Here is a 19,622-nt window from a genome sequence, read left to right as displayed (position 1 = left end):
CTGCGCGGACCGTACCGATCGCGCCTGCGCCAGTCGCCGGAGCGCGTTTCGACCAGGGGTGGGAAGACAAGCCGCGGAGCCACCCTGCACACTTCTCCGTTATGGCCAACGAAACGACCGTTAATGCGCCCGGCGGTGCGCACGAGCCTGGCCTCAAGAAGGTGATGGGCCCGAAACTGCTGCTCTTCTTCGTGGTGGGAGACATCCTCGGGACCACGATCTATTCGTTGACCGGCAAGGTCGCGGGCAAGGTCGGTGGAGCGCTCTGGGTTCCGTTCCTGGTCGCTTTCGTGGTCGCCTTCCTGACCGCGTTCAGCTACCTGGAGCTGGTCGGCAAGTACCCCAAGGCCGGTGGCGCGCCGCTCTACGTGCACAAGGCCTTCGGCGTCCACTTCGTGACCTTCCTGATCGCCTTCGCGGTGATGTGCTCGGGCATCACCTCCGCCGCGTCCGCAGCGCAGGCGTTCAGCGGTGACTACCTGACCGCCATCTTCGGCGACGGCATCGAGTCCTACTCGTGGCTGGTCGCTCTCGGCTTCCTGCTGATGCTCGCGGCGATCAACTTCCGCGGCGTCGGCGAGTCGGTGAAGATGAACGTCGTCCTGACCTTCGTGGAGCTGTCCGGTCTCGCGATCGTGATCGTGTTCGGCCTGATCGCGATCTTCGGCGGCAGCCACAGCGCCGACATCGCCCCGGACCCCAGCAGGCTCACGCAGTTCGACACCGACACCTCGCCTCTGCTGGCGGTCACCTCGGCCACCGCTCTCGCGTTCTTCGCGATGGTCGGCTTCGAGGACTCGGTCAACATGGCGGAGGAGACCAAGGACCCGTCGAAGAACTTCCCGCGCGCCCTGCTGCTGGGGATGATCATCACGGCGGTGATCTACCTGGTCATCGCGCTGATCACCTCGACGCTGGTGCCCACCGCCGAGCTCGCGGAGTCCGACGGCCCGCTGCTGCTGGTGGTCAAGGCCGCTGCCCCGTGGTTCCCGCCGATCCTGTTCTCGCTGATCGCGCTGTTCGCGGTCACCAACACCGCGCTGATCAACATGCTGATGGCCAGCCGGCTGGTCTACGGCATGGCCAACGAGGGCGTCGTGCCCGGCGTGTTCGGCAAGGTGCACCGCGGACGTCGCACCCCTTGGGTGTCGATCCTGTTCACCAGCATCATCGCGATCCTGCTGGTGAGCTCGCTGGAGATCTCCGACCTGGGCAGCACCACCTCGCTGCTGCTGCTCGTGGTGTTCGCGGTCGTCAACGTCGCGGTCCTGGTGCTGCGCAAGGACGAGGTCGAGCACGACCACTTCCGGGCCCCCACCTGGGTTCCGGTGCTGGGCGCGCTGTCCTGCGCGTTCTTCGCCAGCCCGCTGTCCGGGCGGCCGGGCACGGAGTACGTCATCGCCGGAATCCTGCTGGGCATCGGCGTGATCTTCTGGCTGATCAACTACTTCGTGAAGGGCAAGACGGACTTCGAGGCCGAAGCCCTCTCCAAGTAGTTCTTCGGTGTCGCAGGAGGCGGTTCGGTCGCGATTTCGCGATGACCGAGCCGCCTCCTGGTCGTAGAGTGGCCGGGTGCATGATCCTCTTCCCGCCACCGGCCGGCAGTTCGAGATCACCTCGGGGACCGCGAAGGCGGTCATCACCGAGTTCGGCGCCGTTCTGCGCGCCTTCTCCGTCGACGGAGTGCCGCACGTCGAGACATTCGACGCCGATCGCCTCCCGCCGTCCGCCGCGGGAAACGTGCTGGTCCCGTGGCCGAACCGGGTCGCAGGCGGGCGCTGGGCCCTCGACGGCGAACCGCAGCAGCTGGCCCTGACCGAGCCCGATCGCGACAACGCCATCCACGGCCTGCTGCGCCACGCACCGTGGGCGATCGTCGAGCACACCGACTCCGCCGTCGTGCTGCAGGCGACCGTCTCACCGCGCCCCGGTTGGCCGGTGCCGCTGCTGACCTCGATCGGCTACGCCCTCGACGGCGACGGCCTCACCGTGACCCACACCGTGGAGAACCTGGGCGGGCGCGCGGTTCCGTTCGGCGTCGGGGTGCACCCGTACCCGCGCGCGGGAAACGTCGAGACCGACGAGTGCACGCTTCGGCTCGCCGCCTCCACGCTGCTGCCGGTGGACGCCGACCGGTTGCTGCCGGTCCGGCCGCCGCGCGCGCTGGAGGGCGATGAGGCGGACTTCCGCACCGGACGTCGCCTCGCGGGCGTCTGGCTCGACACCGCGTTCGGCGGCGCGGTGCCCGCTCCGGACGACCCCGCGGGCCTGGTCCGGCACTCGCTGACCGGCCCCGACGGTCACGGCGTCCAGCTGTGGGCCGATCCGGTCTTCAAGTGGGTCCAGGTCTACACGGCGGAGGACTTCCCCGGCCGAGGTCGCGCCATCGCCATCGAACCGATGACCTGCCCGCCGGACGCCCTCAACTCCGGCACCGATCTCCTCACCCTGCAGCCGGGCGAGGCGTGGACGGCCCACTGGGGCCTCAAGCCGCTCTGAACTGTTCGGGCAGCCGCTCTCAGGACTGGGTGAGGTGGCGGGCGATGACCAGGCGCTGGATCTGGTTGGTGCCCTCGAAGATCTGCAGGACCTTGGCCTCGCGCATGTAGCGCTCCGCGGGGAAGTCGCGGGTGTACCCGGCGCCGCCGAGGACCTGGACCGCGTCGGTGGTGACCTTCATGGCGGCGTCGGTGGCCACCAGCTTCGCCACCGACGCCTGCTCCCCGAAGGGAAGACCGGCGTCGCGGCGGCGCGCTCCGTCGAGGTACATCGCGCGCGCCGAGTGGACGGCCGCTGACATGTCGGCCAGCAGGAACTCGATCCCCTGGAACTCGATGATCGGTCGGCCGAACTGCTTGCGCTGCTGCGCGTAGTCGACCGCGAGGTCCAGCGCTGCCTGAGCCAGTCCCACCGCGCAGGCGGCGATGCCCAGGCGGCCGGAGTCGAGCCCGCACAGCGCGATCTTGAGACCGTCGCCCTCCTCGCCGATGAGCCGGTCGGCCGGGACGTGCGCGTCTTCGAGGTACAGCGGCGTCGTGGGTGACCCGGTGAGTCCCATCTTGTGCTCGGGCGGTCCTGCGGTGAGGCCCGAGGTGGTCGAGTCCGCCAGCAGGCAGCTGATGCCGCGCGATCCGTCACCGGTGCGCACCATCAGCGAGTAGAAGTCGGCTTCGCTGCCGTGGGTGGTCCAGGCCTTCTGCCCGTTGACCACGTACTCGTCGCCGGTCCGCTCCGCGCGGGTGCTCAGGGCGGCCGCATCGGAGCCGGCGTGCGGCTCGGACAGCGAGTAGGCGCCCAGCAGCGAGCCGCCGATCATCTCCGGGAGCAGGCGTTCGCGCTGCGCAGCGGTGCCGAAGGTGGCCAGCGGGAAGCAGCTCAAGGTGTGCACCGACAGGCTCACCCCGACCGTCATCCAGGCGCTGCTGATCTCCTCCAGGACCTGCAGGTACACCTCGTAGGGCTGCGCCCCGCCGCCGTGCTCCTCGGGGTAGGGGAGGCCGAGCAGTCCGGCGTCGCCGAGCAGGCGGAACGCGTCGCGCGGGAACTTCGCGGCGGCTTCGTCCTCGGCGGCACGGCCGGCGAGCTCGTCGCGGGCGATCTCGCGGGTCAACGCGAGCAGATCTGCGGCTTCCTCGGTCGGAAGCAGGCGGTGAACGGTCATGGCGCGCTCCCAAGGCCAGTGTGCGTAGCGGTGCGTCGTACTGCAATCAGTACTGTAAGCGGTACGTCAGTACTGTGAACAGATCTGCCTCCGAGGTTCCGGATTCCTGTGGCAGGCTTCTCCCGATGAGCACCTCCCGAGCCGAACGGACGCTGAACCCCAGGCGGGCCGATCTCCTGGGTCGGCTGCGCGATCTGTTCCTGGCGGAGGGGTTCGCCCACTTCACCCTCGACGACCTGGCAGGCAGGCTGCGCTGCTCGAAGTCGACGCTCTACACGCTCGCCGGGAGCAAGGAGCAGCTCGCGGTCCGGGTCGTGTCGCACTACTTCAAGAACGCCACCGAGGACATCGAGCGCCGGACCGAGGACGCCGACGACGCGCGGGAGAAGGTGCGCGCCTACCTCGACGCCGCGGCCGAAGCGCTGCGCCCGGCATCCCGGGAGTTCATCGACGACATGGCCGCCAACCTCGCGACCAGCGCCACTTACGAGGCCAACGCCCGCGCCGCCGCCGACCGGTTGCGCGGGTTCATCGCCGAGGGCGTGCGGCAAGGGGTGTTCCGCGAGGTGCACGCAGGTTTCGTCGGCGAGATGGTCGGCCGCACCATCGTCGGCATCCAGCGCGGTGAGATCGGCGAGCGCACCGGGCTGTCCGACGCCGCCGCGTTCTCCGCGCTGTCGCAGTTCCTGCTGGGTGGGCTCACCCAGGATGAGAAGTCCCCTTCGGATGCAGTGGAGGAAAATTGATCGTCATCGGCGGTGAGGCCCTGGTCGACCTCGTGCCGGATTCGTCCACACCGGACGGAGAGCTGGGTCCGCTGCACCCGTTGCTCGGTGGTGGCCCCTACAACGTGGCCATCGCGCTGGGCAGGCTCGGCGCCCCCACCGCTTTCTACGCGAAGCTGTCGACCGACCAGTTCGGTGACCGCATGTTGCAGCGGCTGAGTGAGTCCGAAGTGGACACGTCGCTGGTCCAGCGCGGGCCGGAGCCCACGACGCTCGCGGTGGTCGGCCTGGAGGCCAACGGCTCGGCGCGCTACAGCTTCCACACCGAGGGCACCGCCGCGCGCTTCGTCTCCGACCAGCTCCTTCCCCCGGAAGCCGCGGCGTTGTGCCTGGGCACGCTGGGCATGGTGCTCGAACCCGGTGCCAGCACCTACGAGAAGGCGCTGTTCCGCGAGGCCGAGCGCGGCGTGTTCATCGCGCTGGACCCGAACATCCGCGCCGACCTCATCGCGGACCCGGCCGCCTACCGGGACCGGTTCGCCTCCTGGCTCCCCTCGGTCGGGTTGCTCAAGGTCTCCGACGACGACGCCGCATGGCTCGCCCCGGGGCGCGACGTGGTCGAGGTGGCCCGCGAGTGGCAGTCGCGCGGTCCGGCCGCAGTGGTGCTGACCAGGGGTGGAGACGGGATCACCGCCGTCACCGCCGAGGACGAGGTGACGGTCCCCAGCCGCGAGGTCCAGGTCGCCGACACCATCGGCGCGGGAGACACGGTGCAGGCGGCGCTGCTGGCCTGGCTGCACCGCAACGACGCCTTGTCGCAGGAGAGGGTTCGGGCCCTCGACGCGCAGCAGTGGGAGCAGGCGCTGGCATTCGCCGCGGCCGCGGCCGCGGTCACCGTGTCGCGTCCGGGAGCCGAGCCGCCGTGGTCTTCGGAGCTGGACAGGTGAGCCACATCTATCCGGTGGGGGCTGAACACGCCCCGTGAGCTCAACCGCCTGCCTGCGAAAGAAGGAATCCGGATTAGACCGATCGGATTTCACTCGTGGTCACGATGGTGGTGCCAGACGGTGGCGGAGCGTCGACATTGGCGCTCCGCCGACCGGCAAGTGTGATGTGATCGTGGTCCCACCTGCAAAAAAGAGGAAACGCGATTGCTGCGCGGGGGGCCTCTTGCGGTCTAGCGTGACTACTGACAGGACCCCAACGGGGTGGTGCTGCGACGGTTCGGACACCCCGACCCGGAGCGCGGGCGACACGAAGCCCTGCCGCTTGGCTGGCAATCGCGGTCGTCGCCACGCCCCCCTTGACGAGCGCGAGAGGTTCCCGAATGCCCGACGACGTGACCGCCAAACGTACCGTCGCGCTGCGCTATGACGCCGGCGAGCACGAAATGCAGGTGACGCAACCCACCGAAGGTTCGCCCGGTGTCGACCTCGGCAAGCTGCTGTCCCAAACCGGTTTGGTGACGTTGGATCCGGGTTTCGTCAACACCGCAGCCTGCAACTCCGACATCACCTACATCGACGGCGACGCCGGCATCCTCCGGTACCGCGGCTACCCCATCGAGGAGCTCGCGGCGAAGTCGAACTTCATCGAGGTCAGCTACCTGCTGATCTACGGTGAGCTGCCGACCCAGCAGGAGCACGACGAGTTCTCCGAGCGCATCCGCCGGCACACCCTGCTGCACGAAGACCTCAAGCAGTTCTTCGACGGCTTCCCGCGCGACGCGCACCCGATGCCGGTGCTGTCGTCGGCGGTTTCGGCTCTGTCGACCTTCTACCAGGACAGCCTCAACCCGTTCGACAAGGACCAGGTCGAGCTGTCCACGGTCCGCCTGCTGGCGAAGCTGCCCACGATCGCGGCTTACGCCTACAAGAAGTCGGTCGGCCAGCCGTTCCTGTACCCGGACAACTCGCTGGGCCTGGTGGAGAACTTCCTCCGGATGACCTTCGGCTTCCCCGCCGAGCCCTACGAGGTCGACCCCACCCTGGCCCGCGCGCTGGACCTGCTGTTCATCCTGCACGCCGACCACGAGCAGAACTGCTCGACCTCGACGGTCCGGATGGTCGGCTCGTCCGAGGCCAACATGTTCGCCAGCGTCTCGGCCGGCATCAACGCCCTGTTCGGCCCGCTGCACGGCGGCGCGAACAGCGCGGTGCTGGAGATGCTGGAAGGCATCAAGAACAACGGCGGCGACGTCGACGCGTTCGTCGAGCGGGTGAAGAACAAGGAGCCCGGCGTTCGCCTGATGGGCTTCGGGCACCGGGTCTACAAGAACTACGACCCGCGCGCGGCGATCATCAAGAAGACCGCCGACGAGGTGCTGTCCAAGCTGGGCGCGAACGACCCGCTGCTGGACATCGCGCTGCGGCTGGAAGAGCGCGCGCTGTCGGACGACTACTTCGTCTCGCGCAAGCTCTACCCGAACGTGGACTTCTACACCGGCCTCATCTACAAGGCGATGGGCTTCCCGACGAAGTTCTTCACCGTGCTGTTCGCGCTCGGCCGGCTTCCCGGCTGGATCGCGCACTGGCGCGAGATGATCGAGGACCCGGCTCGCAAGATCAGCCGTCCGCGCCAGGTCTACACCGGTGCGCCGGAGCGTTCCTACAAGCCGATGGACCAGCGCTGATCTGAATCGTTACCTGAATCCAGTCGGTGGCCACGGCCGCTGACCTCGCAATGGGCCCCGGAGAGCCCGGCCGAGAAGGCCGGCCCCGGGGCCTTTCTGCGACCGTGAGCAGCGTCTTCAGGCCGGATCGATGCCGGCCAGGGCGCGGGCGACGATGTCGTCGACCGCGGGCAGCGCCTTCGCGCGGGCGGTGGGGTCGAGGCCGAGGCGGGTCCGGCGGTCGAGGACGTCGTCGGCGTCGAGGGCCCCTTCGTGCCGGACCGCCCACAGGACCTCGGCCGCGGTGAGATGCAGGCCTTCTGCCACCGGCCGGGCGAGGTCGGGGTCGAGCTCGGTGAGGGCCGCGACGCGAGCGGCTTCGGTGCCGTACTTGGCGACGAGGGTGGCGGGAGCCTCCACATCGGTGAGGTGGCGGCGGGGCGCGGCGCCGACCAGCGCGATCTCGGTGGTGCGGGAAGGTCCTGCCGGCAGGCCGCAGGTGCTGACCGCGGCGTCCACCGCGTCGGCGGCCATCTTCCGGTAGGTCGTGAGCTTGCCCCCGACGACCGTGATGATCCCTTCCTCCGACGTCAGCACCGCGTGGTGGCGGGAGAGATCCGCCGAGGCCTTGCCGTCCTGCTGCAGCAGCGGCCGGAGACCGGCGAAGGAGCCGAGGACGTGCTCGCGGGTCAGCGGTGCGCCGAGCACGTCCCTGATCCCCGCGAGCAAGAAGTCCACGTCGGACTCGGGAACTTCCGGGACGGCGGGGATCGGGCCGGGAGCGGGCTCGTCGGTCAGCCCGAGGATCGCGCGGCCGTCGGGCAGCGGGATCAGCAGCAGGAACCGCCCGGAACCGCCCGCCACCGGTGCCACGACCGCGGTTCCGGCCACGCCCGCGGCGTCGGCGTCGACGACCAGGTGCGATCCGCGCGACGGGCTCAGCTCGACCTCCGGCACGAGCCCTCCGGCCCACACCCCGGCGGCGTTGACGACCGACCGCGCGCGCAGGCGCAGCGATTCACCGCTGCGGCGGTCCACCACGTCGGCGCCCCTGCCGTCGAGGGACGTCACCTCGCAGCGGGTGAGGACGCGCGCGCCGAACCCGGCGGCGGTGCGGGCGAGGGCCACCACGAGCCGGGCGTCGTCGACGAGCTGGCCGTCGAAGCTCAGCAGTCCGCCGCGCAGCCCGGCCGGGCGGAGGCCGGGAACCAGCGCCAGTGCCTCGGCTGAAGGGATCTTCTTGGGCGCGGGCAGGACCTCCGACGGTGTCCGCGCGGCGCGTCGGAGGGCGTCGCCGGCGTGCAATCCCGCGTGCAGGACGACTTCCTGGCGGCGCGAGATCTCCTCGTGCAGCGGGATGAGCTGGGGGAGCGGACGCACCAGGTGAGGTGCTGTGCGGGTCATGAGGACGTGGCGTTCCACCGCGCTCTCCCGCGCCAGCGCGACGTCGCCGTGGGCGAGGTAGCGCAGACCGCCGTGCACGAGCTTGCTGGACCAGCGGGACGTGCCCCACGCGAGGTCCTCGGCCTCCACCAGCGCGACCGACAGTCCCCTCGCGGCAGCGTCGAGGGCGACCCCGGTGCCGGTGACGCCGCCGCCGACGACGAGGAGGTCGACTTCCTGCTCGGCCGCGGTGCGCAGGTCGGTCCGCAACCGCGCGGAGTTCAGCGAGGTGGCGCGCAGCGAACCGGCGGGCAGCGGAGTGGTGATCATGAAGGGCTCCTTGGCCGTAGAGCGCCGTCGAGGAGGAGGGCCAGTTCGTCCGTCAGCGCGTCGAGTTCGAGGTCCTTCGCTGCCGGGCGCGCCGAGATGACGAACGACTGGGTCAGCAACAGCAGTGAGCGGGCCTGCACCGCCGCGTCGCCGGGACGGATCGACCCGTCGTCGTGCCCGGCGGCCACATGCTCGCGAATGAAGCCGTCGGCCGCCACCTGGGTGCTGCCCAGCCGCTCGACCAGGTAGGGGAGCAGCAGTTCGGAGTCGGTTTCCAGGACTCGTTGCAGCAGCGGGGCTTCGTGCAGCAGTCTGATGCCGCGCACCATGCCGCCGACCAGGCGTTGGCGCGCGTCGCCGGTTCCGGCGGCTCGGCGGGCTTGCTGCAGGACCTCGCCGAACTCGACGGTGACGAGGGTGGTGACCATGCCGCCGACGTCGGGGAAGCGCCGGTAGAGCGTCATCCGGCTGACGCCTGCGACGCGCGCGACCTCGGTGAGCGTCGTCCGGCGGACGCCGTGGGCGAGCACGCACTCGCGCGCCGCCCGCAGCAGGTCGGCGTCGGAGACCCGGTTGGCCGCCTGGCGCCTGCCGGTGCCGACGGGACGGGGGGCGGCGCGCTCGATGCTGTGACAATCCGACTGCATGTGTCACACTCTAGCTGTGAACGGGCAGATCGAACACACCCTTCGCGGCAGCTGGACCTCGTCCGGAGCGGCCGCCGCGCCACTGTCGTCGGCCTCGCTGCGCTGGCTGCGGCACCGCATCGGACTCGTCGAGACCACCACCCCGGCGGTGCCCGCGTCCCTGCTCGAAGTGCCCGGATGTTCCCTCGCCGACACCCCGCGCGCCGAACTGGAAGCGCTGCTGGGCGAAGCCCACGTGCTCGTCGACGCCGCATCGCGGCTCGGGCGCTCCGGCGGCATGTCCTACAGCGACCTGATGCGCCGGCGCGAGGGCGCCGAGCTCGCGGTCCCGGACGCGGTGCTGCTGCCATCGGACCCGGAGCTGGTGCAGGGCGTGCTGGAGATCTGCGCCCGTCACGACATCGCGGTGGTCCCCTTCGGCGGCGGGACCTCCGTCGTGGGTGGGGTCGACGCGCTGCGCGGAGGCAAGAGCGCCGTGGTCGCCCTCGACCTGGTGCGGCTCGATCGCCTGGTCTCGCTCGACCCGGATTCGCGGATCGCCGTGCTGCAGGCCGGGATGCGCGCGCCCGAGGCCGAATCACTGCTGGCGGCGCACGGGTTCACGCTCGGGCACTTCCCGCAGTCCTTCGAGCGGGCCACCATCGGCGGGTTCGCCGCCACCCGCTCGGCCGGCCAGGCGTCCTCCGGCTACGGGCGGTTCGAGGACATGATCGAGGGCGTGCGGCTGGCGACACCCGCAGGTGAGTGGAAGCTCGGCATCGCACCCGCGTCAGCGGCCGGGCCCGACCTGCGCCACCTGGCCATCGGCAGCGAGGGGAGCCTCGGCGTCATCACCGAGGTCGCCGTCCGCGTCCGCCCGGCGCCGAGGCGCACCCGCTACGAGGCGCTCGTGGTGGACGGTTGGCAGGTCGGGACCGACGCCGTGCGCGCGCTCGCGCAGGACCGGGTGCTGGCCGACGTCACGCGGTTGTCGGACCCGACCGAGACCGAGGTCCAGCTGGCGATGGCCGGTCAGCTCAAGGCGCGTGCGCTGGCGAACGTCCTGCGCGCCAAGGGCGTTCGCAACCCGTGCCTGCTGGTCCTCGGCTGGGAGGCGGGGTCCCGCACCGAGCTCAAGCAGCGCCGCGCGGCCACGCTGCGCGCGCTGCGCGACGTCCGGACCGTGCGGTTGGGCCGGGCAGCGGGCGAGTCCTGGAAGTCGCACCGGTTCTCCGGGCCCCGGCAGCGGGACGCGCTGCTCGACCGCGGTGTGTGCGTGGAAACCCTGGAGACCGCGACGCACTGGAGCGGCCTGAGCGAGCTGCGCTCGGCAGTGCGCACGGCGCTGGTGCGCAACCTCCAGGCGGGCAGCAAGCCGCCGATCGTGATGTGCCACGTCTCGCACGCCTACGAGACCGGTGCCTCGCTGTACTTCACCGTGCTGGCCCCGCGCGATTCCGGGCAGGCCCTCGCGCAGTGGCAGCGGGCCAAGGAGGCGGCCTGCGACGCCATCGCCGGTCGCGGCACGATCAGCCACCACCACGCGGTCGGCGTCGACCACCGGCCCTGGCTGGGCGCGGAGATCGGCGAGGTCGGCACGTCGGTGCTCGCGGCGGCCAAGCGCGCGGTGGACCCGACCGGAATCCTCAACCCGGGCAAGCTGATCCGCGACTAGCCGAGATCGGCGTGTACCGGTATCCGAGTCCCCGGTACACCCGCAGAGCGGGTTCGTTGTCCTCGTCGGCCATCAGCACGACGTCGCCGTGCGCGGCCAGTTCCCGGGTCAGGAAGGTGCACAGCTGCGTCGACAGGCCCCGGCCACGATGCGCGGGGTGGGTGGCGACGCCGGAGATGTAGCGGATGCCGGGGGCGGGCCAGGAGTCGCCGGCCACCGAGACCGGTGTCCCGTCGGCGTCGCGGATCCCGGCCCAGCGCACGGCGCCGGGATCACCGGGGAACAGGTACGAGCCGGGGTTGGCCTCGCGCAGGAGGGCGTCGATGGCGGGGACGTCGGCCTCGGTCAGCCACTCGGCGTCGGGGATGAGCTCCCGCGGTGGAGCGGCGTCGAGGTGCATCCAGCCGAACGTCGCCAGGACCTCGAAGCCGAGCCGGTCGGCGACCCGCGCGGCCAGGGGAGCCCCGGCCAGGAACCGGACCTTCTGGCCGGACAGGGCGGGGGAGATCGTCTCCAGCAGCGCCACGACGTCGTCCTCGCCGCCTGCGTGCACGACGCGGTCGGCGCGGTTCAGCCGGGGCGCGAAGACCGCCACCGCGCTGCGGTGCCGCCACGCGCTCCCGCGCTCGTGCGGGTACCCGGGCTCCAGCGCCTGGGCCGCCCACCGCACCATCAGATCCGACGACGCCGCGGCCACCTCCGCAGCGGACCCCAACTCCTCCACGCCCCCAGCCTATTCCGCCCCGACGAGAGGCCACGTCGCGCACGATGGTGGGAATTCCCAGTTTTAGTCCAAACCGAGGACCCTTCGTGCCCGAAATGTCCGCTCAGTTTGGACTAAAACTGGGAACTGCCGAGCACGTCGCCCCTCCGAGCCCGGGGTGGGTCACTTGCGGCGTCGGGGGAGGGAGAGGCGGGGCTTCGCGATGGTGTCGCGGAGCGCTTCCAAGGCTTCGTGAGCCTCCTGGCGGGACTGCGACGGCGACGCGTCGGGAGCGTCGCGATCAGCGGCGGGGACGCCGGAGGAGCGCAACCACCGCTCGTCCCAGACGATCTGCATCGCCGACTTCCAGAGCCGCTTGAACTCGGCGACCAGCTCGTCGCGGGTCGCCTCCGACTCCTCCTTGCGCTTGGTGCCCGCCGCGACCGCGTCGCCGAGCTCCTTGGCGCTGTCGCGCTCCTGCTTGCGCAGCTCCTTGCCCGCGGCCGTGGCCAGGGCGGTCAGCTCGCGGTAGCGCTCCGCCGCAGTCTCAGTCACCGGCTTCCTCCCGCACGTCGGCATCCGATTCCATCGAGCGCTGGGCGGGAACGGGCGGAGATCCGCCGAGGTCGAACGGCAGCACGACCTCGGGACGCGAGTGCACCGAGCGGTCGAAGAACAGTCCGCGACGCGACCGCGGCGACCAGTTGACCGGCTGGCCGGCGGCGAACGCGCTGAGCTCCTGCCCGTGCACGTCGAAGGCCACCCACGCGCCGATGTCGTCCACCGGGCCCATGCCGAGGGTGTTCTTCACCCGCTGCACGCTGCGCCACCAGCCGATCACGTGCACCCGGGACTCGGGTCCCTGCTTGAGGATCTTGCGCAGCGAGTCCAGCGCGCAAGCCCTGGTCACCGGGTCCTTGCGCTCCAGCGTCGTCTGCGCGGCGTCGACGGCGTAGAGCACCACGCAGTGCCGGACCGGAGCGGCACCGGCGTCGATGTCGGTGGCGATGCGGTCGAGCGTCGCGGAGATGTCGTCCAGGCCCACCACGTCGACCTCGTGGCCGCGTTCGCGGAGCTCCTCGATCACGGCGCGGGCGTCCTCGTCGACGTCGTCGAGCAGCGAGCCGATGGTGAACCGGATCTTGCCCGGCTCGTGCTGGCGCGACAGCGACAGCGCCGCCGCGCCCAGCGCGCTGGTGGTGTCCTCGCGGACCGAGCCGATCACCGCGATGTTGCGGCCCGGCGAGCGCGACAGCCGCACCGCGGCGGCCGTTCCCTCGACGTCGATGATCTGCCCGAGCAGCGCGCGCGGAGTGCTGACCGGCGCGATCATCTTCCGGAACTCGTCCAGGGACCTGAGCTTCGGCAGGTTGGAACCGTCGAACAGCCGCGGCGGGTGGGATCCGGCCGCGCGTTGCTGCCAGAGGCGTTGCTGCAGTTCGTGGAAGGTGTCGCGGGCGGTGGCGTCCGGGACGCGGGCGATCTCGTTGCCGTGCTTGACGCCCGACTCGTGGTTGACCACGGCGTGCCAGCGCGGGAGCTCCATCGCCGCCTGGTTGTGCTCGGTGAGCACCCGGCGTGCCTTGGGCAGCGCGATGCGCAGGATGAACTGCTCGAAGATCGCCGGCTTGCCCCAGAACGCCTCGATCCCGGAGACGTCCTGGCTGGCCAGCACCAGGTGGATGCCCTGCGAACGACCGCGTCGCGCAACGTCTTCCAGCAGCTTGGTCGCCTGCGCGGTCACCGGGTCGCGGTCGGCGAACAGGTACTGGAACTCGTCGATCACCGCGACGATCCGCGGCCACTTGCCCTCGGGGTCCTCGGCCCGCAGCTCTTCGAGCTTGGTGACCTCGTAGCGCTTGGCGACGTCGGCGCGCCGCCGCATCTCGTCGGCGAGGAACCGCAGCAGCGCAAGCCCGAACTCGCGGTCGGTGTTGACGTTGACGCCCACCAGCTTCGCGTGCGGCAGCCAGCTCGGGTCCCGCCTGCCCGGCGTGAACTGCGCGAACGACACGCCTTCCTTGAAGTCCAGCAGGTGCAGCTCCAACTCGTCCGGCGAGTACCGGGCGGCCATGGCGCCGAGCATGCTGTAGAGGAAGTTCGTCTTGCCCGATCCGCTCGGCCCACCGATCAGGGTGTGCGGGCTGGCGTCCCCGAGCCGCACCCACACCTCTTCGCCCTCGTCGAAGCCGACGGGCGCCTGCAGCTCGGAACGCGAGTGGCACTGCCACAGCTCGTCGGGCAGCAGGTCGTCGAAGGTCCGGACCCGCGCTCGGCGGGACTCGAACTCGGTCGCGATGGCCCCGCAGACCTTCGCCGCCGTGCCGCGCGACGGCGGTTCGTCCAGCGCCACCACGGCTTCGGGCCCGGTCATGCTGGTGCGCGCGCGGTTCTCGCCGATCAGCGAGATCGACTCGATGGAGCTGTTGACGGTCAGCGGGAGGTCGACGGTGATCAGCTGGATGCCGCAGGCCAGGCCGTTGCGCGCGATCCGCTGGAGCTGTTGCTGCTGCTCCTCGCGCAGGGGCTGGCCGTTGCCGAACAGCACCGCGATCCGCCACGGCTCGCTCCGGCGACCGTGGGCGGCGGCCAGCGCGCGCAGCGTCGTGTGCTCGCCGAGCAGCGCGCCGGAGTGGATGCGCTTGATGTGGTCGGAGAGCACTTCCAGCAGGTCGCTCAGACGCGTCGAGTCGTGGGCCGTGAGCAGGCCGGCGCTGCTGAGCGGGTGCAGGTCCGGCAAGGTGCCGGTCAGCCGCGCGACGTCCCAGCTGTGGATGCGCACCTGACCGGGCTCGAAGTGGCTGACGATCCGCAGGAGCAGGTTCTGCACCAGGGTTTCCGCGGTCTCCGGCACCTCGTCGGTGGTGATGCGGAGGTGCGCGAAGTCCAGCGCGGGCACGACGGCCGGGAACGGCGGCGACTGCGGGGAATCGGGGATGCTCGCGGTGCCGATGCGCCACAGCTCGGGCGGGTGGGCGACGTCGCCGCCGCCGAACTCGCCGAGCCAGGACTCGAACGGCTCCGACGCGCTGCCGGGGGAGTTCGCGGTGACCAGCTTCTCCAGCGAGGGCGGTCCCTGCTCGGTCCAGTCCCGGAAGATCTCGTCGCGCGCGCTCAGCGCCCGGGTGAGCGCGGATCGGAAGTGCGGGTCGGCCGGGTCGTCTGCGATCTGCTCCGGTTCGCGTTCGGCTTCGGCCGCGCCGACCTGGGCGATGCGCAGCGCGTACTCCTGCTCGGCGCAGGTGTCGAGCACTTCCCGGTGTGCGTTCTCGGTGGCGCCGAGTGCGGCGGAGATGCTGCTGCGCAGGTGCTCGAAGGCCGATTCGATGCGGCTTCGCCGGTCACTGCGTTTCACAACACGCCACCTCGGAGGCCGAGTTACGGAACGTGATCAAAGTACCACCTCGAAATATGCCCTGCCCAACCCATGCACGAGCGTGAATATCGCGCAGTGGGAAGGTGTTCCGCGCTTCGGCCGATCATCCTACAAACGGGTGGCGAAGTCGCGGATCGTGTTCAGGACGAGGTCGATCAGCCGCTGCGCGCGCTCAACCTGGTCATGCGTTCGAGGGAGCCCCGGCGGGAGGACGGTCTCCGGATGCTCCGGATCGAGCCGGACCAGCGCCTGCCGCGCTTCGTCGAGCTTTCCCTGGCAGGTGCCCAGGTGCGCCCCGGCCTCTTCGAGCTGGCGCTCGATGCCCTGCAGCACTTGGAGGAGTTCGTCGAGCGAGGACACGACTACAGGCGCCCGGCGTAGCTCTCGGTGGAGGAGATCGTCGCCGACAGCGTGCCCTGAGCGCCGCCGAGGGTCTGCAGGACCTCGGCGAGCATCCCGTAGGCGTGCTGCATCTCGTCCTGCGCGGTGCCCTGGATGGCCCCGGAGAGCGCGGCCTGCGCCTCTTCGAGGACGAGCGTCGTTTGCTGGAGGGCGGCGACACCTTCCTGCATCTTCTGGTTGGCCAGCGAAATGCCTGCGCGAACTTCTTCGACGCCTGCCATTTGGATGCGGTCCTCTCCAAGGGCGGTACGACTCTGTAACGGTTCACAAGGTAGTGCCCGGGCAAGATCACCGCTCGGGCGGGCCGCCCTTGTTGATCATTGTTCGGTCATACCTGGCAAGCATGTTGGACTTAGTTGTCTACTGTGGATTCGTGGTGATCCGGACGGGTGTCCTCGTCGTCCCCGGACCACGTCTCGACCAGCAGGCGCTCACCGGCCGGGACCAGCTCACCGACCAGCTCGGGGTCGTCCACCACTGCCCATGCCGTCGGCGGCGCGCAGGCGACGCGATGCCGTCCGCACTCCGGACCGAGCTCGCGCAGGAAGTTGCGCACCACGCGCGACAGCGCGGCCACGTGCCAGCCGGTCTCCCCGGTGCCGCGGCTCATCGTCAGCGACCAGCAGCCGGGCTCCTCGTCGGAGCAGTCGGCGACGGTGATGACCTGCCCGCCGATGCGTCTGACCAGGTCGCCGCAGGCCTCGCGGGCGCTGGGTTCGTCCTGGGCACCGACGACCACCGTGATGAGCAGTTCGAGCTCGCTGTGCGCATCCATCGCGGAAGATTCTTCCGCATCCGCACTCGGGTTCGAACGTCCGAGAAGATCAGTTTTTGGTATCGCTCTCGTCGGGGTCGGCCAGCCCGTAGTACGCGTAGAGGTCGCGGCCCTCGGTGTCGGTGAGCCTGCCGCCCTCGGCCTCGACGTTCGGGGCGTTGCGGACCCGGTCCCCGGAGACCGGGAGCTCCAGCCGGTTCTCCGCCGTGGTCGCGCCGTCGAGCGGCACGAAGGTCTCCTTGATCCCGAAGAAGCCGATCCGGACCGTGACCCACTCCGGCTGGTTGGTGTGGTCGTCGACGTAGACGTTGCCGACTCGCCCGACGCGATTCCCCTCGCTGTCGAACACCGGTGTCCCGATCAGATCTTGTGCGCGCGCGACGTTCATGGCAGCCCCCTGCTCTCCGGGCTCAAAACTGCCCGGCAGGTCGGCGGCCTGCAAACGCAAGCGACACGCCTCACTCGATCAGGTAATGATCGTCAGCATTATTATCTGATCTAATGAGTCATTGCAGAATCGCCTTGCTTGGCGGTGCGGGTAGCGGAACCTCACACGCCGCCTGGACTCCGTGCGCCACTCCTGATGTATGCCAATACACGGCGTCGCGGCGTACTCGCCAGACGACGTGTGAGAACCCGCGGCGGTGCGGGCTGAGTCCCACACCTGAGGCAACGGCTCCGCCGCATTCTGAAACGACTCCTAAGAATTCAGCGCTCGTCCGATGAAGTTGCGGACATCGGTCATGACCTCGGATTTGTTCGTCTCGTTGAACAGCTCGTGGCGGGCGCTCGGGTAGATGTGCTCGTGGAACTCGTTTCCGCGGATGCGGTCGATCCCGGTCCGGGTGTCGGCCTCGGGGACCAGCTCGTCGTCCTCGCCGTGGATCCACAGCGTCGGGATCTCCAGCGTCGGGCCCTCGTTGATCGCGAGCAGGCAGTCGTCGATGGCGCGGAGCGTGGCGCGCTTGAACGGACCGTGCCAGACCAGCTCGTCGCCCAGGTACGCCGCGCCGACCTCGGGATCGCGGGAGAGCGTCGTCGGTTCGATCGGCGTGTCCGGGATCTCGTCGTGCTCCAGGAGGTCCAGCACGTGCCAGGTGCCCAGGACCGGGCCGGACAGCACCAGGGCGGCCAGGTGCCGCTGGTGCTCCTGCGCGTAGCGGGCGGCGAGCATGCCACCCATCGAGTGCCCGATCAGCACGACCGGGAGATCCGGGTGCTGCGCGGTGACCTCCCGGCGCAGCGCCTCCAGGTCGGCGATCAAGGCCTCGGCGTCTTCGAAGTAGACCCGGTCGCCCGGCGAGCGCCCGTGGCCGAGGTGGTCCGGTGCCCAGACCAACGCGCGCGAGTGGACCAGCTGTTCCGCGACCCACTGGTAACGCCCGGAGTGCTCGCCGTAGCCGTGCGAGATCAGCGCGATCCACCCCGGGTTGTCCGATGACCACTCCTGCACGGCCAGCGTGCCCAGGCTCCCCGCTACCTCGCGGTCCGTTGACTCGATCATGTCGCCACCCCAGCACACCGGTGCTGATCCGGCCACCACCTCAAGGGTGATCGACATGTCTTCTCAGCGGATCGCGTCGAGAACGTCGACGCGAGCAGCCCTAGTGGTAGGCGCTCTCGCCGATCGCCCCGCCGCCGCAGACCACGTCTCCGGTCCAGGTGACCGGCAGCGACTCGGTCTCGTCCGGCGGGATGACCTGCAGGCCCGTGGGGGAGGGCTGGCACGGGTCGCCCTCGCCCTCGTGCGGCACCGCGGTCCAGTGCAGCGTCGCGGACGCCGAGGCGCCGGGTGGGAGGTCGATGAGCGCCGGTCCCGGGTTCGGCGTGCGGGTGACGTTCGTGGGCAGCGGGTTGCCCGCGGCGTCCACCAGCTGCATCCCGCCGTAGCCGTAGAGCGTGCAGAACTGATCGCTGGAGTTGGTCAGCGACAGGTCCGCGTAGCGCTGGCCCGCCCCGGCCTCGACCGGCGACATGCTGCCGGTGAGCTGGGAGGTGTGGCAGCGCGGATCACGCGGCGTCTGCGGTGCGTCCTGCGCCTGAGCAGGCAGGGCCGCGCCCGCCAGTGCTCCGGCGGCCAGCAGGCCGGCGGACGTCTGCAGAATGCGTGCTCCGATGCGCCGGTTCACGGCCATCACCCCCGTTCCCGCCGCCCCAGCGGGTTGGTTCGGTCATTGCTCTGCACTTGGAAGACGCCCGCAGCCGGAAATGGTTGCCCGCGCCGGAGAAACGGCGGCGGACCGCGGGCTCCGCCCCACTGTGCATCTAGTGAAGAAAACTCGCGACTGGGAGCAGTGCGTCACTAGATCAGGCGAGTAGGAATACGCATTGATTGCATTAGTAGAGCTTTCCCGGCTCTTTCGAACGGCGATCTTAACCCGAATGGCGGAACTGGCGGTTTATCGGACTTCGATAGTTTGAGCAGCGGCAGAGGCCAGAAGTGCAGGGGGTAAATCATGGCCGAACGCATTCCCGGCATCGATGTGGCGAGGTACCAAGGGGAGCCCGACTGGGGAGCGGTGCGCGGCGCCGGGTACGTCTTCACCTACGTCAAGGCGACCGAAGGCATCGGGTACGTCAGTCCCGTTCTCGATTCCCAGCTCAACGGCGCGCGCGGGGCCGGCATGGTCACCGGGCTTTACCACTTCGCGCGACCCGACACCAACACGCCGCAGCAGGAAGCCGCCGACTTCGCCGCGCAGCTCGCGCGGACGAACTCGGCCGGTCCCGGCAACCTCCCGCCGTGCCTGGACATGGAGACCGACGCGCCCAACCTGGGCGGGTGGATCAAGGGATTCATCGACGCCCTCCGCGGTCACACCGGCCGCCACGAGATCGTCGTCTACGCCTCCAGCTCCTGGTTCCAGGACAAGATCGCGCCGGAGACCTGGGTGGATCCGGGTGTGTTCCTGTGGGTCGCGCACTACGGGCGCAACCCCGGCGAACCCGGCTACATGACCGACCGCGTGGTCGTGCACCAGCACGCCTCGGACGGGAAGGTGCCCGGCATCGCCGCCGACACCGACCTCAACGTCTCACTGGTGCCGGTGGAGGTGCTCACCGGAGCCGGTGCGCCTCCGCCGCCTGCGCCCGCACCGCAGGAGACCTACGTGGTGCAACCCGGCGACACCCTCTCCGGAGTCGGGGCCAAGGTCGGCGTCGACTGGCGGGAGATCGCTCGCGTCAACGGGATCGCCGATCCCGATCTGATCTACGTCGGTCAGGTCCTCAAGATTCCCCGATAGCGAAGCAGCGGGCGCTTCGGCGCAGGCGGCCCCGCGTTCCCCAGCGGCCCGGACGGCTCATCGTCCGGGCCGCTGCGCGTGGGAGCGCGAAAAGCGTTGATCTGACGGGG

The 19,622-nt window shown here is 70.1% G+C and carries 19 protein-coding genes; 7 read left to right on the top strand and 12 right to left on the bottom strand.

Features of this window, described 5'->3' with window-relative positions; genetic code table 11:
* Positions 1 to 101 precede the first annotated feature (101 nt).
* Positions 102 to 1,496 carry an APC family permease gene (locus ACYVF3_RS24955; protein WP_461156698.1) on the top strand — a complete coding sequence of 465 codons (1,395 nt, stop codon included), beginning with the start codon at positions 102 to 104 and terminating at the stop codon, positions 1,494 to 1,496.
* A gap of 76 nt (positions 1,497 to 1,572) precedes the next feature.
* Positions 1,573 to 2,499 carry an aldose 1-epimerase family protein gene (locus tag ACYVF3_RS24950; RefSeq protein WP_461156697.1) on the top strand — a complete coding sequence of 309 codons (927 nt, stop codon included), beginning with the start codon at positions 1,573 to 1,575 and terminating at the stop codon, positions 2,497 to 2,499.
* A 19-nt stretch (positions 2,500 to 2,518) separates the two neighbouring features.
* Here the strand turns inward: ACYVF3_RS24950 and ACYVF3_RS24945 are convergent, their stop codons facing one another.
* Positions 2,519 to 3,661 (bottom strand): acyl-CoA dehydrogenase family protein, encoded by a 1,143-nt coding sequence (locus ACYVF3_RS24945; protein WP_461156696.1) that lies wholly within the window; start codon positions 3,659 to 3,661, stop codon positions 2,519 to 2,521.
* 125 nt (positions 3,662 to 3,786) lie between these two features.
* Between ACYVF3_RS24945 and ACYVF3_RS24940 the strand changes: the two genes are divergently transcribed.
* The 3 genes from ACYVF3_RS24940 to ACYVF3_RS24930 all read left to right on the top strand — a co-directional run bounded on the left by ACYVF3_RS24940 (position 3,787) and on the right by ACYVF3_RS24930 (position 7,018).
* Positions 3,787 to 4,407, top strand: coding sequence for a TetR/AcrR family transcriptional regulator (locus ACYVF3_RS24940; RefSeq protein WP_461156695.1), 621 nt, complete (start codon positions 3,787 to 3,789; stop codon positions 4,405 to 4,407).
* Entirely contained in the window at positions 4,404 to 5,333 is a 930-nt protein-coding gene (locus ACYVF3_RS24935) for a carbohydrate kinase family protein (protein WP_461156694.1), read from the top strand. The genes ACYVF3_RS24940 and ACYVF3_RS24935 overlap by 4 nt, the downstream gene beginning before the upstream one ends.
* A 380-nt stretch (positions 5,334 to 5,713) precedes the next feature.
* The gene (locus ACYVF3_RS24930) at positions 5,714 to 7,018 is read left to right on the top strand and encodes a citrate synthase (protein ID WP_461156693.1); all 1,305 of its coding nucleotides are present in this window, start codon (positions 5,714 to 5,716) and stop codon (positions 7,016 to 7,018) included.
* A gap of 117 nt (positions 7,019 to 7,135) precedes the next feature.
* Here ACYVF3_RS24930 and ACYVF3_RS24925 read toward each other — a convergent pair whose 3' ends face one another.
* Both ACYVF3_RS24925 and ACYVF3_RS24920 read right to left on the bottom strand, forming a co-directional pair.
* Entirely contained in the window at positions 7,136 to 8,710 is a 1,575-nt protein-coding gene (locus tag ACYVF3_RS24925; protein WP_461156692.1) for a glycerol-3-phosphate dehydrogenase/oxidase, read from the bottom strand.
* On the bottom strand, positions 8,707 to 9,357 hold the full coding sequence (locus ACYVF3_RS24920; RefSeq protein ID WP_461156691.1) for a TetR/AcrR family transcriptional regulator: 651 nt from the start codon (positions 9,355 to 9,357) through the stop codon (positions 8,707 to 8,709). Before ACYVF3_RS24920 ends, ACYVF3_RS24925 begins: the two co-directional genes overlap by 4 nt.
* Positions 9,358 to 9,373: 16 nt before the next feature.
* Between ACYVF3_RS24920 and ACYVF3_RS24915 the strand changes: the two genes are divergently transcribed.
* Positions 9,374 to 11,011: an FAD-binding oxidoreductase gene (locus ACYVF3_RS24915; protein ID WP_461156690.1), complete on the top strand. Its 1,638-nt coding sequence runs from the start codon at positions 9,374 to 9,376 to the stop codon at positions 11,009 to 11,011.
* On the opposite strand, the gene ACYVF3_RS24910 is transcribed toward ACYVF3_RS24915, so the two are convergent.
* From ACYVF3_RS24910 to ACYVF3_RS24870, 9 genes are all read right to left on the bottom strand, one after another.
* Complete coding sequence (locus ACYVF3_RS24910) at positions 10,983 to 11,735, bottom strand: GNAT family N-acetyltransferase (protein ID WP_461156689.1); 753 nt, start codon at positions 11,733 to 11,735, stop codon at positions 10,983 to 10,985. The genes ACYVF3_RS24915 and ACYVF3_RS24910 overlap by 29 nt on opposite strands.
* A gap of 162 nt (positions 11,736 to 11,897) precedes the next feature.
* Complete coding sequence (locus ACYVF3_RS24905; protein ID WP_461156688.1) at positions 11,898 to 12,269, bottom strand: hypothetical protein; 372 nt, start codon at positions 12,267 to 12,269, stop codon at positions 11,898 to 11,900.
* Positions 12,262 to 15,069 carry an FtsK/SpoIIIE domain-containing protein gene (locus ACYVF3_RS24900; RefSeq protein WP_461156687.1) on the bottom strand — a complete coding sequence of 936 codons (2,808 nt, stop codon included), beginning with the start codon at positions 15,067 to 15,069 and terminating at the stop codon, positions 12,262 to 12,264. The genes ACYVF3_RS24905 and ACYVF3_RS24900 overlap by 8 nt, the downstream gene beginning before the upstream one ends.
* 129 nt (positions 15,070 to 15,198) lie before the next feature.
* A complete protein-coding gene (locus ACYVF3_RS24895) occupies positions 15,199 to 15,450 on the bottom strand; it encodes a hypothetical protein (protein ID WP_363795362.1) in 252 nt (83 codons plus the stop codon).
* Between the two features lie 2 nt (positions 15,451 to 15,452).
* Entirely contained in the window at positions 15,453 to 15,713 is a 261-nt protein-coding gene (locus ACYVF3_RS24890; RefSeq protein WP_461156686.1) for a hypothetical protein, read from the bottom strand.
* A gap of 131 nt (positions 15,714 to 15,844) precedes the next feature.
* Complete coding sequence (locus tag ACYVF3_RS24885) at positions 15,845 to 16,267, bottom strand: hypothetical protein (protein ID WP_461156685.1); 423 nt, start codon at positions 16,265 to 16,267, stop codon at positions 15,845 to 15,847.
* 49 nt (positions 16,268 to 16,316) lie between these two features.
* Positions 16,317 to 16,655 carry a PRC-barrel domain-containing protein gene (locus tag ACYVF3_RS24880; protein WP_461156684.1) on the bottom strand — a complete coding sequence of 113 codons (339 nt, stop codon included), beginning with the start codon at positions 16,653 to 16,655 and terminating at the stop codon, positions 16,317 to 16,319.
* Between the two features lie 312 nt (positions 16,656 to 16,967).
* Positions 16,968 to 17,771, bottom strand: a complete 804-nt coding sequence (locus ACYVF3_RS24875) for an alpha/beta fold hydrolase (RefSeq protein ID WP_461156683.1) — start codon at positions 17,769 to 17,771, stop codon at positions 16,968 to 16,970.
* 100 nt (positions 17,772 to 17,871) lie between these two features.
* Positions 17,872 to 18,396 (bottom strand): DUF4232 domain-containing protein, encoded by a 525-nt coding sequence (locus ACYVF3_RS24870; RefSeq protein WP_461156682.1) that lies wholly within the window; start codon positions 18,394 to 18,396, stop codon positions 17,872 to 17,874.
* A gap of 327 nt (positions 18,397 to 18,723) precedes the next feature.
* Between ACYVF3_RS24870 and ACYVF3_RS24865 the strand changes: the two genes are divergently transcribed.
* Positions 18,724 to 19,512 carry a GH25 family lysozyme gene (locus tag ACYVF3_RS24865; protein WP_461156681.1) on the top strand — a complete coding sequence of 263 codons (789 nt, stop codon included), beginning with the start codon at positions 18,724 to 18,726 and terminating at the stop codon, positions 19,510 to 19,512.
* The last annotated feature ends 110 nt before the right edge of the window (positions 19,513 to 19,622 follow it).

The sequence above is a fragment of the Saccharopolyspora tripterygii genome (assembly GCF_054778355.1).
This window is presented reverse-complemented; position numbering and strand designations above follow the sequence as displayed.

Excerpts from the sequence above, each read along its gene's own strand:
- ACYVF3_RS24930 (WP_461156693.1), top strand. The coding sequence starts at position 5,714 with ATGCCCGACGACGTGACCGCCAAACGTACCGTCGCGCTGCGCTATGAC.
- ACYVF3_RS24875 (WP_461156683.1), bottom strand. The coding sequence starts at position 17,771 with ATGATCGAGTCAACGGACCGCGAGGTAGCGGGGAGCCTGGGCACGCTG.
- ACYVF3_RS24920 (WP_461156691.1), bottom strand. The coding sequence starts at position 9,357 with ATGCAGTCGGATTGTCACAGCATCGAGCGCGCCGCCCCCCGTCCCGTC.
- ACYVF3_RS24890 (WP_461156686.1), bottom strand. The coding sequence starts at position 15,713 with ATGGCAGGCGTCGAAGAAGTTCGCGCAGGCATTTCGCTGGCCAACCAG.
- ACYVF3_RS24925 (WP_461156692.1), bottom strand. The coding sequence starts at position 8,710 with ATGATCACCACTCCGCTGCCCGCCGGTTCGCTGCGCGCCACCTCGCTG.
- ACYVF3_RS24955 (WP_461156698.1), top strand. The coding sequence starts at position 102 with ATGGCCAACGAAACGACCGTTAATGCGCCCGGCGGTGCGCACGAGCCT.
- ACYVF3_RS24865 (WP_461156681.1), top strand. The coding sequence starts at position 18,724 with ATGGCCGAACGCATTCCCGGCATCGATGTGGCGAGGTACCAAGGGGAG.
- ACYVF3_RS24945 (WP_461156696.1), bottom strand. The coding sequence starts at position 3,661 with ATGACCGTTCACCGCCTGCTTCCGACCGAGGAAGCCGCAGATCTGCTC.
- ACYVF3_RS24940 (WP_461156695.1), top strand. The coding sequence starts at position 3,787 with ATGAGCACCTCCCGAGCCGAACGGACGCTGAACCCCAGGCGGGCCGAT.
- ACYVF3_RS24880 (WP_461156684.1), bottom strand. The coding sequence starts at position 16,655 with ATGAACGTCGCGCGCGCACAAGATCTGATCGGGACACCGGTGTTCGAC.
- ACYVF3_RS24885 (WP_461156685.1), bottom strand. The coding sequence starts at position 16,267 with ATGGATGCGCACAGCGAGCTCGAACTGCTCATCACGGTGGTCGTCGGT.